This window comes from Flagellimonas sp., assembly GCF_965601775.1.
GTDB lineage: Bacteria > Bacteroidota > Bacteroidia > Flavobacteriales > Flavobacteriaceae > Flagellimonas.
Genome location: NZ_OZ271837.1, coordinates 2975733 through 2993030, shown reverse-complemented (window position 1 = coordinate 2993030; position 17298 = coordinate 2975733). Strand labels below are relative to the sequence as shown.

At 40.6% G+C, this 17298-nt stretch carries 20 protein-coding genes; 8 read left to right on the top strand and 12 right to left on the bottom strand.

Translation table 11 applies throughout. The features are described from left to right. Position 1 precedes the first annotated feature (1 nt). The 3 genes from ACSLUF_RS13890 to ACSLUF_RS13880 form a co-directional block, all read right to left on the bottom strand. Positions 2-1375 (bottom strand): S8 family peptidase, encoded by a 1374-nt coding sequence (locus tag ACSLUF_RS13890; RefSeq protein ID WP_435623365.1) that lies wholly within the window; start codon positions 1373-1375, stop codon positions 2-4. A gap of 249 nt (positions 1376-1624) precedes the next feature. Then, the gene (locus tag ACSLUF_RS13885) at positions 1625-2785 is read right to left on the bottom strand and encodes an MFS transporter (protein ID WP_435623364.1); all 1161 of its coding nucleotides are present in this window, start codon (positions 2783-2785) and stop codon (positions 1625-1627) included. 70 nt (positions 2786-2855) lie between these two features. Continuing rightward, complete coding sequence (locus ACSLUF_RS13880) at positions 2856-3587, bottom strand: hypothetical protein (protein ID WP_435623363.1); 732 nt, start codon at positions 3585-3587, stop codon at positions 2856-2858. 215 nt (positions 3588-3802) lie between these two features. On the opposite strand from ACSLUF_RS13880, the gene ACSLUF_RS13875 reads away from it, so the two are divergent. From ACSLUF_RS13875 to ACSLUF_RS13865, 3 genes are all read left to right on the top strand, one after another. Further along, positions 3803-4363 carry a TetR/AcrR family transcriptional regulator gene (locus tag ACSLUF_RS13875; protein WP_435623362.1) on the top strand — a complete coding sequence of 187 codons (561 nt, stop codon included), beginning with the start codon at positions 3803-3805 and terminating at the stop codon, positions 4361-4363. 66 nt (positions 4364-4429) lie between these two features. Beyond that, positions 4430-5395, top strand: a complete 966-nt coding sequence (locus tag ACSLUF_RS13870) for an alpha/beta fold hydrolase (RefSeq protein WP_435623361.1) — start codon at positions 4430-4432, stop codon at positions 5393-5395. A gap of 98 nt (positions 5396-5493) precedes the next feature. Further along, complete coding sequence (locus tag ACSLUF_RS13865) at positions 5494-5910, top strand: DUF1348 family protein (RefSeq protein WP_435623360.1); 417 nt, start codon at positions 5494-5496, stop codon at positions 5908-5910. Between the two features lie 55 nt (positions 5911-5965). Here ACSLUF_RS13865 and ACSLUF_RS13860 read toward each other — a convergent pair whose 3' ends face one another. The 3 genes from ACSLUF_RS13860 to ACSLUF_RS13850 are packed head-to-tail and all read right to left on the bottom strand — an operon-like array spanning position 5966 to position 9161. Next, positions 5966-6412 (bottom strand): DoxX family membrane protein, encoded by a 447-nt coding sequence (locus ACSLUF_RS13860; RefSeq protein ID WP_435623359.1) that lies wholly within the window; start codon positions 6410-6412, stop codon positions 5966-5968. 1 nt (position 6413) lies between these two features. After that, complete coding sequence (locus ACSLUF_RS13855; RefSeq protein ID WP_435623358.1) at positions 6414-7046, bottom strand: HmuY family protein; 633 nt, start codon at positions 7044-7046, stop codon at positions 6414-6416. Between the two features lie 15 nt (positions 7047-7061). Next, the gene (locus tag ACSLUF_RS13850) at positions 7062-9161 is read right to left on the bottom strand and encodes a TonB-dependent receptor plug domain-containing protein (protein ID WP_435623357.1); all 2100 of its coding nucleotides are present in this window, start codon (positions 9159-9161) and stop codon (positions 7062-7064) included. An 89-nt stretch (positions 9162-9250) separates the two neighbouring features. Between ACSLUF_RS13850 and ACSLUF_RS13845 the strand changes: the two genes are divergently transcribed. After that, complete coding sequence (locus tag ACSLUF_RS13845) at positions 9251-10159, top strand: DUF6607 family protein (RefSeq protein WP_435623356.1); 909 nt, start codon at positions 9251-9253, stop codon at positions 10157-10159. A gap of 111 nt (positions 10160-10270) precedes the next feature. Continuing rightward, positions 10271-11128: a helix-turn-helix domain-containing protein gene (locus ACSLUF_RS13840; protein WP_435623355.1), complete on the top strand. Its 858-nt coding sequence runs from the start codon at positions 10271-10273 to the stop codon at positions 11126-11128. On the opposite strand, the gene ACSLUF_RS13835 is transcribed toward ACSLUF_RS13840, so the two are convergent. Beyond that, complete coding sequence (locus ACSLUF_RS13835) at positions 11118-12218, bottom strand: adenylate/guanylate cyclase domain-containing protein (protein WP_435623354.1); 1101 nt, start codon at positions 12216-12218, stop codon at positions 11118-11120. The genes ACSLUF_RS13840 and ACSLUF_RS13835 overlap by 11 nt on opposite strands. A 75-nt stretch (positions 12219-12293) precedes the next feature. On the opposite strand from ACSLUF_RS13835, the gene ACSLUF_RS13830 reads away from it, so the two are divergent. The 3 genes from ACSLUF_RS13830 to ACSLUF_RS13820 are packed head-to-tail and all read left to right on the top strand — an operon-like array spanning position 12294 to position 14068. Beyond that, positions 12294-12689: a DUF5367 family protein gene (locus ACSLUF_RS13830; RefSeq protein WP_435623353.1), complete on the top strand. Its 396-nt coding sequence runs from the start codon at positions 12294-12296 to the stop codon at positions 12687-12689. 20 nt (positions 12690-12709) lie between these two features. Continuing rightward, the gene (locus tag ACSLUF_RS13825; RefSeq protein ID WP_435623352.1) at positions 12710-13201 is read left to right on the top strand and encodes a DUF1772 domain-containing protein; all 492 of its coding nucleotides are present in this window, start codon (positions 12710-12712) and stop codon (positions 13199-13201) included. A 33-nt stretch (positions 13202-13234) separates the two neighbouring features. Then, positions 13235-14068 (top strand): NmrA family NAD(P)-binding protein, encoded by an 834-nt coding sequence (locus ACSLUF_RS13820; protein WP_435623351.1) that lies wholly within the window; start codon positions 13235-13237, stop codon positions 14066-14068. Positions 14069-14115: 47 nt separating this feature from the next. Here ACSLUF_RS13820 and ACSLUF_RS13815 read toward each other — a convergent pair whose 3' ends face one another. From ACSLUF_RS13815 to ACSLUF_RS13795, 5 genes are all read right to left on the bottom strand, one after another. After that, entirely contained in the window at positions 14116-14838 is a 723-nt protein-coding gene (locus tag ACSLUF_RS13815) for a DUF3307 domain-containing protein (protein WP_435623350.1), read from the bottom strand. Next, complete coding sequence (locus ACSLUF_RS13810) at positions 14835-15443, bottom strand: transcriptional regulator (protein WP_435623349.1); 609 nt, start codon at positions 15441-15443, stop codon at positions 14835-14837. Before ACSLUF_RS13810 ends, ACSLUF_RS13815 begins: the two co-directional genes overlap by 4 nt. A gap of 111 nt (positions 15444-15554) precedes the next feature. Beyond that, positions 15555-16370, bottom strand: coding sequence for an SH3 domain-containing protein (locus ACSLUF_RS13805; RefSeq protein WP_435623348.1), 816 nt, complete (start codon positions 16368-16370; stop codon positions 15555-15557). 173 nt (positions 16371-16543) lie between these two features. Beyond that, positions 16544-16990, bottom strand: a complete 447-nt coding sequence (locus ACSLUF_RS13800; protein WP_435623347.1) for a hypothetical protein — start codon at positions 16988-16990, stop codon at positions 16544-16546. A gap of 101 nt (positions 16991-17091) precedes the next feature. After that, positions 17092-17280: a hypothetical protein gene (locus ACSLUF_RS13795; RefSeq protein WP_435623346.1), complete on the bottom strand. Its 189-nt coding sequence runs from the start codon at positions 17278-17280 to the stop codon at positions 17092-17094. Positions 17281-17298 lie beyond the last annotated feature (18 nt).

The window sequence follows — 17298 nt, the reverse complement described above, 5'->3', positions numbered from 1 at the left end:
CTTAAATTTCTTCTGTATTTCCTCGACATAGACTCCGATAAGCGCTTCCGGCATTAACGACTCCATGCCCTGTATTCGAATCCCATCCGGGGCTGCCTAAATTTATCGCCCCTTGTATCAAAGTATCCTTTAAATCTTTTGGACTCAAATTAGGAAAAGAACTTAATAAAAGTGCAGCAACGCCCGCAGCAACCGGAGTAGCTGCCGAAGTTCCATTATCATAGGGTTGAGACGTTCCAGCAGGTCTTCCTGGACCAAAATTACCAAAGAAATGGGAATAGGCGGCCACATCTGGCTTCTCGTCGAAAAAACCTCCCGGTCCTTGGGAGGAATACCCAATTCTTTCGTGCCTACTATTTACTGCAGCAACCGTAATTACTTCTTCCAAACTATTGGAGGCATGTATTGAAATACCAGGGCCAATTCCTGAAGGATGGCAACTTCCCGAGGGACATTCCTGTCCACAATTACCTGCCGCAAAAAACATATGAATCCCTGCACTAACCAATTCCCGAACTTTTCGGTGTATGGGGTGGTTTATGTCCCAGACTTCATGGGTTGGAAAAAGTTGTTTATCGGGTTTCCCGACAAATCCATAACTATTATTGGTAATATGAGGGGTTCCGTCTATTCTTCTCTGATTCAGAATGGCTTGAAACATCGCCATTGCCCCTCCTGAGTTTTGAACGCCCAAAAAAGGATAATCATAAATTTTACAGGCGGGAGCAGCGACAAGAACATCGGCTGCGCACATGGAACCATGGCTGGTTATCGGGGCACTTCCGGGTTGGCGACTGGCTCCTACCCTAGAAAAACCACCAACTACGGGATAGGTCTCACCATTGACTCCTTCGTCTACGATTCCGACGACAATATTTTGACCTCTAAATCCGTCATTCCAAACCGATTCAACCGAAAGTAGGGTGCGAATGTCAGCAATGGGGACGCCTTCCCTAAAGGGACGACAATCCAATCCAAGCGCAGAATTGGCTAGGTCCAAAATGTGTTCGTTTGATTTTTCAGTATCAAATAGGGTCAATTCAGAATTTGGCCAGATTTTCACCTCTTTCCGTTTCTGCATATCGTTAAAGTGCTTATAATCAACCTCACAAGGGATTACTACAGAGGAAGATTCCATATCACTATTAGTGGTAGGAACAGAAAACTCGGATAAGGCCTTGGTGTATGACTTTCCTTCGTACATCGGAATGGGGGCAAATTCGCCGGTCGCCTCTATCCCGAGTCCAGACATATTTGTTAGCATTTTTTCGGACTCCTTTACACTTTCGGCCTCTGACTGACTCATTAGTTCAAAGGTTTCAAAGGATTGGGAAGTATGCTCAGGTAACTCTAATAAAACTTTTACTTTGGCCATTGTAGCTTTAATTTTTGGGGTTGATACTATTCTTTCTCTGTTTTGTAATTATACCCCATGCTAACACTATGAAACATATGGGCAGGGCTCCAATTTTGGAATAGGATGGATGGAATTATCATTCACATCTCCACAAAACAATATGGGTCGGGCTAGTTGGTGAGAGTTTTCAATTTACTAAATCCTTTACTTTTTTCGTTGCTATAAATCCTTAAAAAAATGCAAGATTTTCCCTAAAAGACACTTCGCTTATTTTCTAAACAAACCTATCAATCCAAAAAGTGGACCAAAGGCCAAAATCAAAAAAAGATAGTGCGGAGGTAAGTAATCTTGTAAGGCAGATATCACTTGAAGACTCACAATAGTGATGGAAAAACCGATACAGTTTACAATGGTGAGCGCTGTTCCCTTAACACTAGGAGGAGCGCTTTGAGCCACTAAAGTGGAAAATAAAGGGGAGTCAGCGATAACCACCATGCCCCAAAACAACAAGAAAAGGATAAAAACAGGCAGAGAAGCATGAACTAATACAAGTGGTGATAGCAAACAACAAATTCCTGAAAGAGATAGGGCAGTGGCAGCGGTAGGTTTGGGGCCTTTGCGCTGCGAAACATACCCCCCCAATACGCATGCCAATCCGCCAATTGCTATGATCCAAAAGGACCAAAAAGAGACCCTAAAAGAAATTATTCCATGCCATTCCGTATATAGTCCCAACAAAAAGGGAACAAAGGCCCAAAAAGTGTAGAGTTCCCACATATGACCAAAATACCCAAAGGCGGCTGCCCGAAAATCCTTCTTTTTGAAAATGGAAAAACAGGCCGTTAAATCCAAATGTTGGCTGGGTTTTCGAAAAGGCCCATCAGGAACCAAAGTGACCATTAAAACTCCTCCGGCTACAGCAAGGGCAGATGTTGTATATATAACGTATTCCCAGGGGAACAGGGCGGTAAGCCATTTTAAAAAATGGGGCAATGCGGTTCCTACCACCAGGGCGCCGACTAGATAGCCCAAGGATTTGCCCAAGCCTTTATCAAAGTAATCTGCTGCAATTTTCATTCCTACAGGATAGATCCCGGCCAAAAAGAAGCCTGTGGCAAAGCGGGAAACCAAAATATAACCCCAGCCATCTCCATCCCAAACGATAATTAAATTGCTCAAAGCGCCTAAAACAGCACTCCACAAGAAAACCTTTGAAGGCGAAAAACGGTCTGTAAGGGTAAGAATGGCAAACAGAAGGGTGCCAATGATAAAACCCATTTGTACGGAAGCAGTAATATTGCCCAAACTAGTTCCGACATTCCGTTCAGCCAAAAGACTGGTAAGTACACCATTCCCAGCAAACCAAAGAGAGGTGCAAAAAAACTGGGCGATAACTATGGTGGGTAAGATGTGCTTTGGTGGACTCACAATTCTATTTGTAGATAACTGTCGCAAGAGTTGAGATAGCTTTACGAAAGTAGGTTATAATTTGGAAGTACTATCCCTTAATCACATACCTCAAGAACGCATCAACAGCCTCTGAGCGGCCCAAGGGCTCCAAAAAACAAGTATAAAGATTCACTAAGACCGCCAGATAAGTAGCTGGGTGTTTTAGTTTTTGGTATTTCCAAGCGGCCAGAAGAATAAGAAGAATAATCAAACCCTGGGTAAAATACACTGGGGGCATTATGGGAATGTCAGGCCAGTTTTCAACCTGTGAGAAAACATAAACGTTCTGTATACCTCGTCCTAAGGCGGGCATCATAATAATGAATACCGTAGTGATGAGCCACCATGCATGATTTTCCAAACTTTTCCTTTTGATTATACTCATTATAACCGCGTATCCAAAAGCAATGATCATGACAATTTCAACGGCTGCCACTCCTATAAAAAACCAAGGCTCAAAGGGTCCAAAGGCATCCCGAAGTTCAGCAGAGCGGTCCGCATTTACGATGTCCCGGAACAACATACTAAAGGCAGTAATACACACACCACCGGCCAAAAACATCCCAATAATGCCATTGGTTCGGTGTTTTGCCAATTGACCATGGGTCGCGTAATAAGGTTGTAGAATCAGATATAGATACCAAATGGTTCCTGTCCAATAATGGATGTGTACGGACCAAGCGTTGTCCGTAAAATCCCCCCAGTAATCCCTAAAAATCCCGAATTGCATCAACACCATAGGGATAAGCATCCAAAGGTGGAGCGTTTTGTATTTGCTCATAGTTGTTAGTATATGTTTCGGGGAGCTTTTTATAAAGCGGGAGGGAATATGCTGAGAACAAGATAGATAAAAGATGCTAAATGCAAAAATGAAAGGGATTAAGTGTATTTATCTTCTATAGATCTCTTACTTCGTTCGAAATGAGGGAGAAGTTAAAATAAGTTAAAAATTTACCGAACGTTTGGTAAAATTGAAATAATGTCTACATTTGTCCTATGAGAATGGCAAAAGTTTCAGATAAAGAAATATTGGATGGATTGATGTCCGTGTTTCGTTCCAAGGGATACGACGGTGCAAGCCTAAATGAATTGGCTGAGGCCACTGGACTGAAAAAGGCCAGTTTGTACCATCGCTTTCCTGGAGGGAAAAAAGAAATGACGGATGCCGTACTGGATTATATGGAGTCCTTAGTAAAGGCCAATATATGGAGAGTTTTATCTAATCAAGAAGTATCCCCCTCTAAACGATTGGAGGAGGCACTATCCAATATTGCGGCAGTGTATGGTGATGGACGGGAGGTTTGTTTGTATCGATCTTTATCCATGGATACTGGAATGTCCTTCTTCGGTGAGAAGATAGGAAAAGGAATCAACCAGTGGCTGGACGCATTTACCCATCTGGGAAAAGCTATGGGTAAGGAACGTAAAGTAGCTATGGAGTTAGCTAAGCAAACTTTTATTGAAATTCAAGGAAGCTTGGTTTTAGCCAAAGCCATGGACAGTACCGAACCTTTTCAAAAGGCACTGGCTAAAATAGAAAACAGATATACAGTCTAAAAATTTTTGAAATTAGTATTTACCGAACGTTCGGTAATTTTATTGATAACTATAAATTTTAAAACAATGAAAACTACTAGAACAATTGCAACACTTTTTACTTTGGCGATATTAATCGCAGCAAACCTTAATGCACAAAACAGGAAAAAAGGGGGAACTGAACAAGATTATCCAACCACCTATCATACCGCAAAGGTGGCGGGATTGGATATTTTTTATCGCGAAGCAGGCCCCAAAGATGCACCTACCATACTCTTATTACATGGCTACCCAACATCATCCCATATGTTTCGGAATTTGATGGAAGATTTGTCACAAGACTACCATTTAATCGCACCGGATTATCCAGGTTATGGACGAAGTTCCCAACCTCCTATGGCAGAGTTCGATTATTCCTTTGACAAATTCGCTGAGATTATTGATGAGTTGTTAGTACAGCTGGAAGTAAATCGCTATAGTCTATACTTAATGGACTACGGTGCACCAGTAGGATACAGAATCTTTGAAAAGCACCCACAACGAGTTGAAGCATTCATAGTCCAGAATGGAAATGCCTATGACGAAGGTTTGGCGGATTTTTGGATTCCTCTTAAAAAATATTGGAACAATTACACCGCTGAGAACGGCAAGGCATTGGAAGGATTTCACCAAATAGGAGGTCTTAAATGGCAATACCTTCATGGGGTTCAAGACAGTACTAAAATAAGCCCGGACAACTGGAACATCGATTTACAACATTTGACCCGTCCGGAAAATAATGAGATTCAGTTGGCCATGTTCTATGATTACCGTACCAACGTAGATAAGTATCCAGGATGGCAAAAACTGTTTAGAGAATATCAGGTACCCACCTTAATCGTATGGGGAAAGAATGATTTCATATTTCCACCCTCTGGAGCCCATCCGTATAAAAGGGATTTGAAAAATGTTGAGTTCCATCTTTTAAATACGGGTCATTTTGCCTTGGAAGAAAAAGGAGATGAAATAGCCAACTATATTGATGGCTTTATGAGGAAAAATAAAATTCGATAAACACAGAACACTGCCCACGGCTTTTTTTCATGTTGTTGTGGGTAGTGTTTATTTGGTTTTTACGACCTAATAAACAAGACATACAACTTTAAAATATCATGGAACAAGAAATAAAACAACCCGTACCTCCATTTACGTTGGAAACGGCCAAACAAAAAATTCAAATGGCCGAAGATGCTTGGAATAGCCAAGACCCGGTTAAAGTATCCAAAGCGTATACCGTGGACAGTGAGTGGCGCAATCGTTCTCAATTTATTAATGGGAGGGAAGCCATTCAGGAGTTTTTGATGGATAAGTGGAATAACGAACTAAACTATAAGCTAAAAAAAGAATATTGGGCTCATGGAGATAACCGTATTGCCGTGCGTTTTGAATACGAATATCAAAATGCTGAAGGAAATTGGTTTAGAGCCTATGGTAATGAGAACTGGGAGTTTGATGAGAATGGATTGATGAAAAAGCGCTTTGCCAGCATCAATGATGTTCCCATTTTGAAAAGTGAGAGAAGAGTATAATAAAAAAGCGGAATCTATGAATTCCGCTTTTTTTGAACAAACCTAAACTACCCATTTAAATGGGTTTTATCCATAGCAGGTGCTTCCATTTACTGCGTTCTTTCAGCACCAGAACGATGTTGATGGCAAAAAGACCCCCGGTTTGCAGGAGCTCTCCCATTTCATCGGATTCAAGAAATATATGGAACAAGAAAATGTGCGACGTAATGGGCAAAAGGAACAACGCCCCTACGAATCCAGTTCCTTGAAAAACAAGTAAGAGTCCAAAAAGTAGTTCACAAATGCCAAGAACTTGCCAGAAATAGCCTGTTTGCTTAGCCCCGCTGATATAAAGAATTTTTTGTAAGGTACTTTCTTTTTCCAGGGCTTTGAACTTTTCTGCAGTTTCTACAACTTCAACTGGTGAAGGTATGGGCTTTTGGAATTTTTGAATTCCCCCGTAAATCATAAAACCGCCCAAAAGCAGTCGTAGTGCAATAAAAACAATACTGGTTATTTTCATTTTATTCGCTTAAGTTGGTTTCACCCGCATTGGGATTATAGATGTATCGAAAGGTGTAGAATCTTGGCGTATCTGCAAATCCGTCAGGGGAGGCAGGAGCTCCTTCATAATAGCTCAAAAATTCAACCTTCGCGTATTTACCATCATGGGTACGCACCACAAATATTTTACCTGGGATAGGGGATATAAGATTGGTCATAAAGTTATAATTATACCAACCATTGTCACTTCCAGCAGGAATGGCAAAAGCACCATCAGCATCTTGGGTAAAGGTTAATCCTTCCGCTGAGGTGATATCCCCAAAGGTTCCAGTTTGTATGGAAATTGCACCGTCTCCACTTCTAGCGGGTTCATCCGCTGTTCCGGTAACTGCACCCCCATTTACGGCCACCGCGGTTCCTCTAAAGGCTAAATCCCATTCAATGTCGCTTGTAGTAACCGCTCCGGTTGCAAAACTGAATTTGGTAAAATCGCCACTTGTAGGCTCTCCTTGTCCCCCTGTTTGTGGCGCTGGAATGTCACTTGCCATCGTGCTTTGCACGGGCACTAAGTCCGGTACTTCATCATCCTCACTGCAACTTATAAAAGCTGTAAGTACAAATAGTAAACTAAATAGTTTTAATGTGGTTTTCATGGTAATTGTTAGTAATTAAAATTGAATATTAAGTCTTGTAAATAGTTGAATTCCTGGGTTGATAAGCAAACTTGTGCCTTCCGCTGCCAAAGGGTTTTCCCCTCTAAAGTCCAATAAGTTGTTAGCCCCTAGTTGAAGCTCGTAATGTTCAAAAAAGGTTTTTCCGAAGGCGAGATTCACCAAAGCGAAACCTTCCGTGAAGGAATCATCAAATTCATCCAAAAGACCATTACCATTGCGGTCGGTGAGTCCAAAACGACTTCGATATACCACCCTTAGATTTGCATTGGCATCCCACTCAGGAACTTCATAAAATGCTTTAAAGTTGAGGGTGTGGCGAGAACGATTTTCCAAACCGAAATAGTCAGAACGTTCAAGTCGGATGGTTTCCAAGGAACCCGGATCTCGGGCAAATACTTCCCCCCGATCAATGGCATCCTCCAAATCCTTATCAAAAGCAAACAGAAGCTGATAACCTGCGGAAAGATTCAAATTATCTCCTAACCGATACCGCACATCCATTTCCATACCTTGGGTGTAGACTCGTTCCCGATTGATGTATCCAAACACATTTTGCCCATTGGTCTTAGCAGCCAGAATTTGGGTGTCAATTAGATTTCGAAAATCGTTTCGGAAGAAGTTGACTTCCGAAGATAATTTTCCATTTTTATAGGAGAAACCTAGATTATAACCGACCGAACTTTCTGCATCCAAGCGCTCACCAAGGTTGGAGGGGTCCACCTGAAGTGTTGCTATTTCCCCGTTATCAAGTAGTCGTTGTATGCCAGCAGCCTCCACTTCCTTTCCAAATACGGAATACCCTCCTCCAACTGCGTTGGTGAAATCCAGATATAACTGCCTAAAATCAGGTGCTTTAAATCCACTGCCTACCGAAGCTTTTATAGCCAGTTTTGGACTCAGGGCATAACGTGCCGAAATTTTTGGACTGAATTGGGAGTTGTACTCACTATGGTTGTCAAAGCGACCCCCAAGAATCACATTTAGTTTTTTTAGGGGATTGAAATCATACTGGGCAAACAAATATTGGGAATCAAAAGTTACCCGTTCAGCAAAAAGGGAGCGGTCCAAATTTTCAAAATTGTAACCACCCCCTAAGCTTAGGGTGTTTTGGGGACCAAATTCATAATTGAAACGAACCTCCGGGCGAAAAAGGGTCTGGTCAAAGTCGTTGGCGATTAAAAGTTCATCATTAATGGGATCTACAACCTCTTCATCGGTAACATAGTTCGTGTAGTATAGCTCATATTGTAGGTTTGTCTTTTTAGAAGGATTGTGATCCACTCGAAGATGGGCATTGGCGTCCTTTTCTTCACTAGTGCTGGGAGACAAGTCAAATTCTTGAAAAAAATAACGGCCAGAGGCAAAAACGTTCAACTTTTCGGAGGCCTCATAAAAAAATCGACCATTAAAGGTGTAATTGAAGAATGGGTTCACGGTCTGACCTTCTTGTCCAGGAGCCAAATCGTACCCATCGGTGCTTAACCTATCTGCAAAAAAGGAATACCCAATTTTATCCAAACGTTGGTTAAGGCTAAGGTTGGTATTTTGGTTATTAAAAGTGGCAGTCCTATGGGAAATTTGACCTGTAATATTTTCTGAATCGGGCTTTTCGGTAATAATGTTGATCACACCACCCAGTGCTTCAGAACCAAAGAGGCTGGAAGAGGGTCCTTTTACCACCTCAATTTGTTTGATATTGCCAATGGCGAAACGGCTTAAATCCAGATTACCAGAGCTACGACCTACAACGGGAACCCCGTCAATCAAAATCAAAATATAGTCGGAAGCAATTCCCTGTATTTGAACTCCTTCTCCACCACCAATAGTGGCATCTGGGGTCAACACGATACCGGTTTGTTCCTCTAGAATTTCATCTAAACGGGTGACTCCTGAGCGTTGAATCTGCTCCTTTGGAATCAAAGTGACCGGTAGTGGTAGGGAGGATAACTGTCGAACCGTTCTCGTGGCTGTTACGACCACTTCGTCCAGGTTTTCCGTCAGAATCGAGTCTTTTAGCTGTTCTTCTTGTGCATACGTGATTGAGGCAATCAAAAAGAAAAAAATAATGAGATAATTATTTTTATTTAGACTCATTCTTGTTTAGATTTGTGACAAATATATATTTTATTTTAAATCAATCTAAATAAGAATAAAGAATTTTTTAACTAGAAAACCTAAGAAAAATGAGACATGTATTCCTTAGTTCCATCCTTAGTTTGGCATTGATTTTCGGATTAAATGCGCAAAACAAAAAAGAACAAGACCAACAGGCCATTAAGAAAATGTGTGGCTGCTATGAGGTTGGATTCAATTTCGCTGAAACCTTCCAATATTCCAATGATTCCACTTATGTGCCTTCGAAAGTAAAACATGACAAGGGTCTTGAATGGGTTCAACTTGTGGAGGACGATGCAGACAAGATTGTTATGCAACATCTTTTGATTGTGGGGAAGCCAGATGCACAACGTGTTATTAAGCACTGGAGACAAGACTGGTTATTTGAGAACACAGACCTCTATACCTATCATGCAGATAATACTTGGAAATACAATTCCTTGGCAAAAGAAGATGTTCAAGGTCAATGGACGCAAAAAGTTTTTCAAGTAGATGACAGTCCACGTTATGAGGGAACCTCCAGTTGGGTGCATGTGGATGGACAAAGCTTCTGGGAAAACACTACAGATGCTCCATTACCTCGAAGAGAGTATACCAAAAGGAGTGATTACAATGTCACCTTAAGAAACAATAAGCATGCTATCACTCAGGAAGGCTGGATTCATGACCAAGACAATAAAAAAATCATTAGAAAAGAGGGGGAGAACGATATCGTCCTTGCAGAGGAAAAAGGGTTCAATACGTACATTAAAGTGGATGATAGTCGGTGCAAAGCTGCCCAGGATTGGTGGTCAAAGAATGAAAAGGACTGGGCTTTGGTTCGCGCCAAGTGGGATAAAGTATTTGCCCAAAACCAGGATTTGAAGCTTAATGCCAAAGTGGATGACAAACCTTTATATGCGCATTTGTTTGATAAGAACTTTGTAAAAACCGAGGAAAGCGTCGGGAAGACCATCGATACCTTTATTTCCAAATAACATTGCAATATGCTATGCTAAAAAGGCCATCTAATTAGATGGCCTTTTTTTGTTGGATGGGAGTACATTTTTGAAGCAAATTAAATAACTTTAGTACTCATACTCAGCGCAATGACTCGAGATATTTTGGACATCAACGATTTTACGATTTTGATTGAGGAAGCCAATTCAGATGAGGTAACTATCGATTCCTGTAGTTTTGATGAACCCTTGATAGCGGTTGCCTTATACGGTTCGGGAAACGTACACCTTTCCATGCAGTATAGTGGTAAGAAAGATGATTATGAAAACACCAAAGGGTTGGCCTTATCATTTTATGCCGATGAACATGTGCAATGTGTTCATACCGTGTCCGCCAATAAACCCTTGCAATGTATTGTTATTGCAACATCACCAAGAAATTTGCAGAAGTTACCCAATAATGAGGGAGAGTTATTTACAGATTTATTGGAGCAATTGGTAAAACCATCCGACCATTATGTTGAAGGTCCACGTTTTTTTATGACGCCAGAGATGCAGCACATTGTTGACGGGATTTTCAACAATCGCTATGAAGGCAAAGCCAAGATGATGTTCTTTCGCAGTCAGATTACGGCCTTACTTTCCCATTTCTTTTGGCAATTGTCCACCTTAAAGGACGAAGGCATTAAAAAAGATGAAAGGCAGAAGTTATATGAAGCAAAAGAAATACTCTCCAATAATTTAGATACCCCACCCTCACTTAATGAACTTTCCAAGATTATTGGACTGAATACGTTTAAATTAAAAAAGGATTTCAAGGAGTTATTTGGAGTGCCCGTGTTTAAATATTTGCAAAATGAACGAATGAACAGAGCACATCAGCTTATTCGCTCTAATGAAGCAACGGTTCAGGAAGCTGCCTGGCATGTGGGGTATGATAGTTTAAGCTCTTTTTCCAATGCTTTTACCAAAAAGTTTGGCTTTAGACCTAGTGAGATTAGGCAATAGCTTTTTGGGGACCATTTTGGGACACAGAATGGATGGTTATTTTCCCCTTTTTCCCTTTAAGCGCTACTGCCCCCATTTCGGTAAAACGAAATCTTTTGGATAGCAATTCATTTTTTAGGGTTTCAGAAAGAAGAAGTTCACTGCCCAACTCATTGCATTTTCCTTGGATTCTTGCCGCCGTATTGATGGTATCTCCGTGATACGCGATTTCCTTTTTGTACTTGCCGACCTCCGTTACGGTTACAATACCAACATGCACACCAGCCTTGAAAAAAGGGACACAGCCGTAGTTTTTCATATAGAAATCTTCCCTTTCTGCCAATAGCTTTTTGAAACTGTAAAAGGCCTGTAGGCAATTTTGGTTTTCTATTCCAGTATTAGAATCCCAGGTGATTACTGCTTCATCCCCAACGTATTGGTAGATTTGAGCATTATCGGGGATGGCAGTTCCTAAATCATTGAAACATTCTTGTACCAGCATGCTGTATTTAATATGACCTAATTTCTCCGCCAACTCTGTGGAGGATTGTAAATCCAAAAACATAAAGACGCGTTTTTCTTCATTTGGGGTATAGAACTTTCCCAAAAAAAGTTTGTACAAATTACCCTCTCCCAACATTAGGTTTACCTGTCTTAGCACAGATAGCATTAAATCCACAGAGAAAACATAGAAATAGATGGCCCCACTACCGCGGTCGGAAGCAAAAGAAAATATATCTATGGAAATGCCAAAGTACAATTGATAGGTCCCATAGGCCAATAGAATTAAGACCACTGTGAATAGGATGGTGAATAGGAAACGAATGAACAGCAGTTTTCGAATCGTGATTCTTTTGTAAATACGTTCCTCGGTAAGGATTTGTGCCGCTCCTGAAATCAAACCCATGAGCGGACCAATGGTAAAGGCAATATATAGGCTGGAAACAAAATCAAACTTTAGTTTTCCAAGTTCTTCAGTTCCGATTCCACGAACTATACTCAAAAACACAAACGCAAGGGTCCATCCGATACAGTAAAATCGAATAATACGCCACCGCCTTCTGTTTTTACTGGAAACATCCATATTTCCAAAGTTATCCTTTTCGAACAAATCTTTCTCCTTTTCGAACAAATGTCCCGAGTGGCCCGCTCCTAGATTTGTCCCATAATTAAAAATCGAACAGTCATGAAAACACTTAGAACCATCGGAATTGGAACCTTAATCTGGATACTTGGGGTCACATTGTATACCCTATCCTTCTTTGTTCCGGTAATTGAAAACCTAGAATTACAAGCCAATCTGGTCCTGTTTGTAATGATAATCCCTCTGGTTTGGATGGGTTGTACACTCTACTACCGAAACAATAGGGAGGCACACGGTTTACTTCTGGGCCTTGTCTTTTTTGGCATCAGTGCGATTCTGGACGCATTGATTACGGTCCCTTTTCTCGTAGTACCTGCCGGAGGAAGTTATCAAAGCTTCTTTTTCGATATCAACTTTTGGCTGATTGGGTTAGAATTCATTTTGGTCACCGTGTTGTACTGGAACTTCAAGGTCAATCTGAAAGCAAAAAATATATAAACCATTAAAAATCATGAATCATGGAAATCTCAGCAAGCAACATTACACTAATGGCAACTATCCTACTTGTTGGATTGGTAGCCGGACTATGCTTCACATGGGGAAACGCAGTAACCCCTGGTATTGGTCAATTGGACGATCTAGGGTATCTGCAAGCCTTTCAAAAGATGAACCGAAGCATTGAAAACCCTTTGTTCTTTGCTGTTTTTATGGGGTCGTTTCCCATAGGAGTCGCTACAATCTTTACAAACAAAGGAATATCCCCAGAACACTTTTGGTTGATTTTAATAGCGGTAGGCATCTATTTCTTTGGCGTCGTTCTGGTTACCATTTTGGGCAACGTCCCCTTAAACCAAGTATTGGATAAGACCGATTTGATAGGGAGTAGTGTGGCCGAGCTTCAAACGCTTCGTCAAAAGTTTGAACAGCCATGGAATCGCTTTCATACCATTCGGGTTTTTGCATCATTCATATCATTTGCCATGCTAGTTCTGGCAGCGATCAACAAATAAAAAATTTTAATAACACATTTAAATCAAATAATTATGAAAAACGTATTAGTATTAGGAGGAACAGGAAAAACAGGAAGACGCATTGTAGAAAGGCTTCAGCAACAAGGCCATAAGGTGCGTATAGGCTCCAGAGGAGCTACACCTAAATTCGATTGGGAAGATCAATCTACTTGGGAAAAAGCACTGGAGGGAATGGATAGTGTTTATATTACCTACCAACCCGATTTGGCGGTGCCAGGGGCTAAGGAGGCTATAGAAGGGTTAACCAAGGAGGCCAAAAAGCAAGGAGTTGAGAAGTTGGTTTTACTTTCAGGAAAAGGAGAACGGGAAGCCGAGCTCTGTGAGGAAATAGTCATGAACTCTGGTATTGGCTGTACCATTGTAAGAGCGAGTTGGTTTAGCCAGAACTTTAGTGAAAGTTTCTTTTTAGATGCCATTCAATATGGAGTCGTAGCCCTTCCTTTGGCAGATACCAATGTACCTTATGTGGATGCTGATGATATCGCAGAGGTAGCTGTTGAAGCTTTGTTAAGTGAAAAACACAATGGGGAGATTTATGAACTGACCGGCTCGGAATTCTATACATTCCGTCAAGTGATTCAGGAGATTGCTAAAGCTACGGATAGAGAAATCGATTTTAGCGAAGTTAGCGTGGAACAGTACACCCAAATGCTCAAGGAACATGGGGTCCCTGATGGCTATGTTTGGTTGATTGGTTATTTGTTCACGGAGGTACTGGATAATGAGGAGAATCAGGTAATGACCCATGATGTTGAAAAGGTGTTGGGAAGAAAACCAAGATTGTTTATTGACTTTGTAAAGGAAACTGCCAAAACTGGAGTTTGGAATCAAAAGGTTGAAGCATGACAAGCAAACAACATACTACTTAATGAACCATCCTTCGGGATGGTTTTTTATAGTATTTCGATAAGGTAGTTGTACAAAGTTCCGGCAAGAATGGCCAGTCCGAAACTGAGTAAAGTTCCAATGAGCACATACTCTGTAAGTTTTCGGTTTTTTCCTTTATTGAGATCTCCAAAACGGAACACCGATTTAGCAGTAATCAGTAACCCTATGGATGCCCATTGACCAATAAGGATAAAGCCAAAAACGAAAAGGCGTTCCAACATACCAATATACTTTCCAGCATTTTTAAGGGACCCGCCTTCTTGGTCATCGTCTTTGATAACTTCCTCGAAGTATGGAGCCAAAAGCATACGCATTAGAATTCCAGAAACATAGGTGACGAACACTAGGAAAGTGATGAACAGTAAAGAGGGGATTTCAAAAATATATCCCAAGTTCATCTGAAAAGGTTCTTTCCAATATACCAGAAGTAGGATAATGCCAATATGCAAGACCTGATCTAATGCAAAAAGCCAGCGGTAGTTTTTTGAATTCGTGAAAGTGAGTTTTCCCAAGTCAATCAAATAATGACTAATGATTATAATGGCAATTAATCCCAACTGCTTGAACTGTAATAAGAGTAATAAAGCGGTTAAATGGATACCCATATGCCAGTATAGGTATTTGGATTTCCACTTTTTCTCTAGCTTGTCATCTACCCAGTGACTGGGTTGTAAGACAAAATCGCCTATAAAGTGGGCGAGGATAAGCTTTAGGGTTAGTGCGATCATAGTTGTTCAATTTGGGTTTTGTAATAATCAATCATTTTTTGGACTTCATCAAATCCTGCACGGATTAAGGCTTCGCTTATATTACTCTGCGAGTTTTCCAATAAGGCAGCCAGTTCTTTTTGATTGAAGTCAGGGTTTTCCATGGAAGCCTTTACGATACGTGCGGTTGCGGGCAACCAGTGATTCATGTTCAAAGAAGCTAATTGCAACATTAAATTCAAGGTGCTGTCAAACGCTTTTGAATCCGATTGTAGAGCTAAAGTCAGCTTTTTTAGCCCTTCAAAACATGCTCCGGAATGGACAAATGCAGAGCCGTTGGATTCAGTAATTTTTTCCGAATCATAGTCTTTTTCTCCTATTCCAATGGCTATTCGCACATCAATGCCCTTGTTTTGCTTTATAGTAGCTTTGATAAAAATAGCCGCCTCTAGGGCTTGCTTTGGTGAAACTTCCAATTGAAAGCTATCCCCACGATAAATTTCCCATTGTCTGGGTTCTTCACCATAGGCTTTCAATGCCTCTTTTAAGTAGGGCAGCCATGCTTTGGGCGTCTCTTTTCGGGAATTGATAATATCCCCGGTGATTATGGCGGTTGTATTATTCACGAAACAAATATCGGTAAAATAGCCGATAAATCAAAATATCGGTAAAATAGCCGATAATTTAAAATATCGGTAAAATAACCGATAAAAATGGATAAGTGGAGTCGCAATCATTTAATTTGATAACTTCTGATTGAAACTGGGCATTAGTTTTCCATCAATCCAAAGTAATTTTCGTGTTTCAGAGGAGGTCTGTACCCACTCCGATTCCATATCCAAAACCTCCCGTTTCTCCTTCTTCAAAAGAATTGTCTCTGGAATTCCGTTTTCATCATTTGGAAAAATAAACGTTTCGAATTGATGAAACCTGTCTGAATCCGAAATTTCGGAAAGCTGACCAATTTTGTAAAGATTATGCCCTTGGATGAAAAAGTAAATCCCTCCGGCCTCAGAACCGGATACCTTGGGAGCGTAGTCAATGTATAAGATATCATCCAGGTCATAAAGCCCTTTGTTCCCTATAGACCGAATGCTTAAATGGGTATGTGCTAAAGGGACTTTTTGCTCCGCATATTTACCTTGAATAATATGGCGAATGTTTAGATGAGGTCGTTCTCCCTCTTTTGAAAAAGCAAAAAAATACGCATTACCGGCTATGGTCTTTTTTTCTACAGCCAACAATCCGCCAAGAATGTACCCCTCAACGGTATCATATTTTACTTTGTAAAAGGGTGAATCATAGCCTTTATAAGGCCAGGAGAATTCGGTTTTCTCAATTATTTTAACCCATTCCCCAATTTTTAGGAGTTCCAATACTTCGGATTCAATTCTTGGGGCGCTGCGTAGTTTGACATTATTTCCAAATACAAAAACCTGTTCTCCGACTTGGAAATCATGCTGGGTTTCAGAATTAGTTGGGTCACTTTGTGAAAAACCAAAATAAGAGGTAAGTAATAGGGCTAGGGCGGGAATATAAAAAAGTGCTTTCATCGTTATTGAATTTTAAGGATTAGACGAAAGTCTTTAGGGAGGTTAAAATATGTACGCAAAAATTGTCAAAATAGATTTTCAACTTAAATGGTATGTCCTATTTCTTTTAGAAAAGTCTTAAAAGAAAAAGCCACGCCCATGGCCGGCGTGGCTTTCAAAATCAACAAAAAACACTATCCCCTTCTACCTTCCTTCCGCATTACTTTTTTGCCGTTCATAGCTCTTTTTAATTGAATTTCTTTCCAAGTCTGGTATTGTTCCTTGTTCAAAACCTGTTTCATCTTTTGATGATGTGCTATTTTGTGGTCCAATCGTGCATTGGCCATTTCAAAACGCTCATCTGCAGATGGTTTTTTCCATTCCCCACTTTCCTTTTTTGCCTTGATTTCCTCATGCTTATTTTTCTTGAATGCAACTTCTTCCAAACTAATTTCCATGATTTTGGCTTGTTGGGACTCTGTCAAATCCAAAGCCAAAGTCAATTTTTTAGTATGCAAAGTGGCCAACTGCTCCACAGACAAATCCTGTAAGGCTCTTTTACTCTTTTTTGGACCATCTGCTCTTTGGGAAAATGCACTTAGGCTAATAAAAGCCATAAGAAGTACTGCTAACTGTTTCATATGTTTAAACTTTTAATGATTTAGTCCTAGGACATACAAGCGAAGCCAAGGTTTAAACCCTTGATTCGGTTTGTGAAGTTTTTAACATGTGAAAGCAGGTACTACTGCTCTTTATCGATTTGTTCTTGTGAAGTCTCCGATATCTCGTAATCGTCCTCAAATTGAGTTTCAACTATCTCTGCAGATTGCATTTGATTGGTAAATGCCTTGTGCTGTTCAACCAAATAATAGGATGTAGCGGCTATTACGAAGGAGAAAAAGTAGAGAAGGCTTTTAGTTTTGTAGGTCATGATTTTAGGATTTGGGGT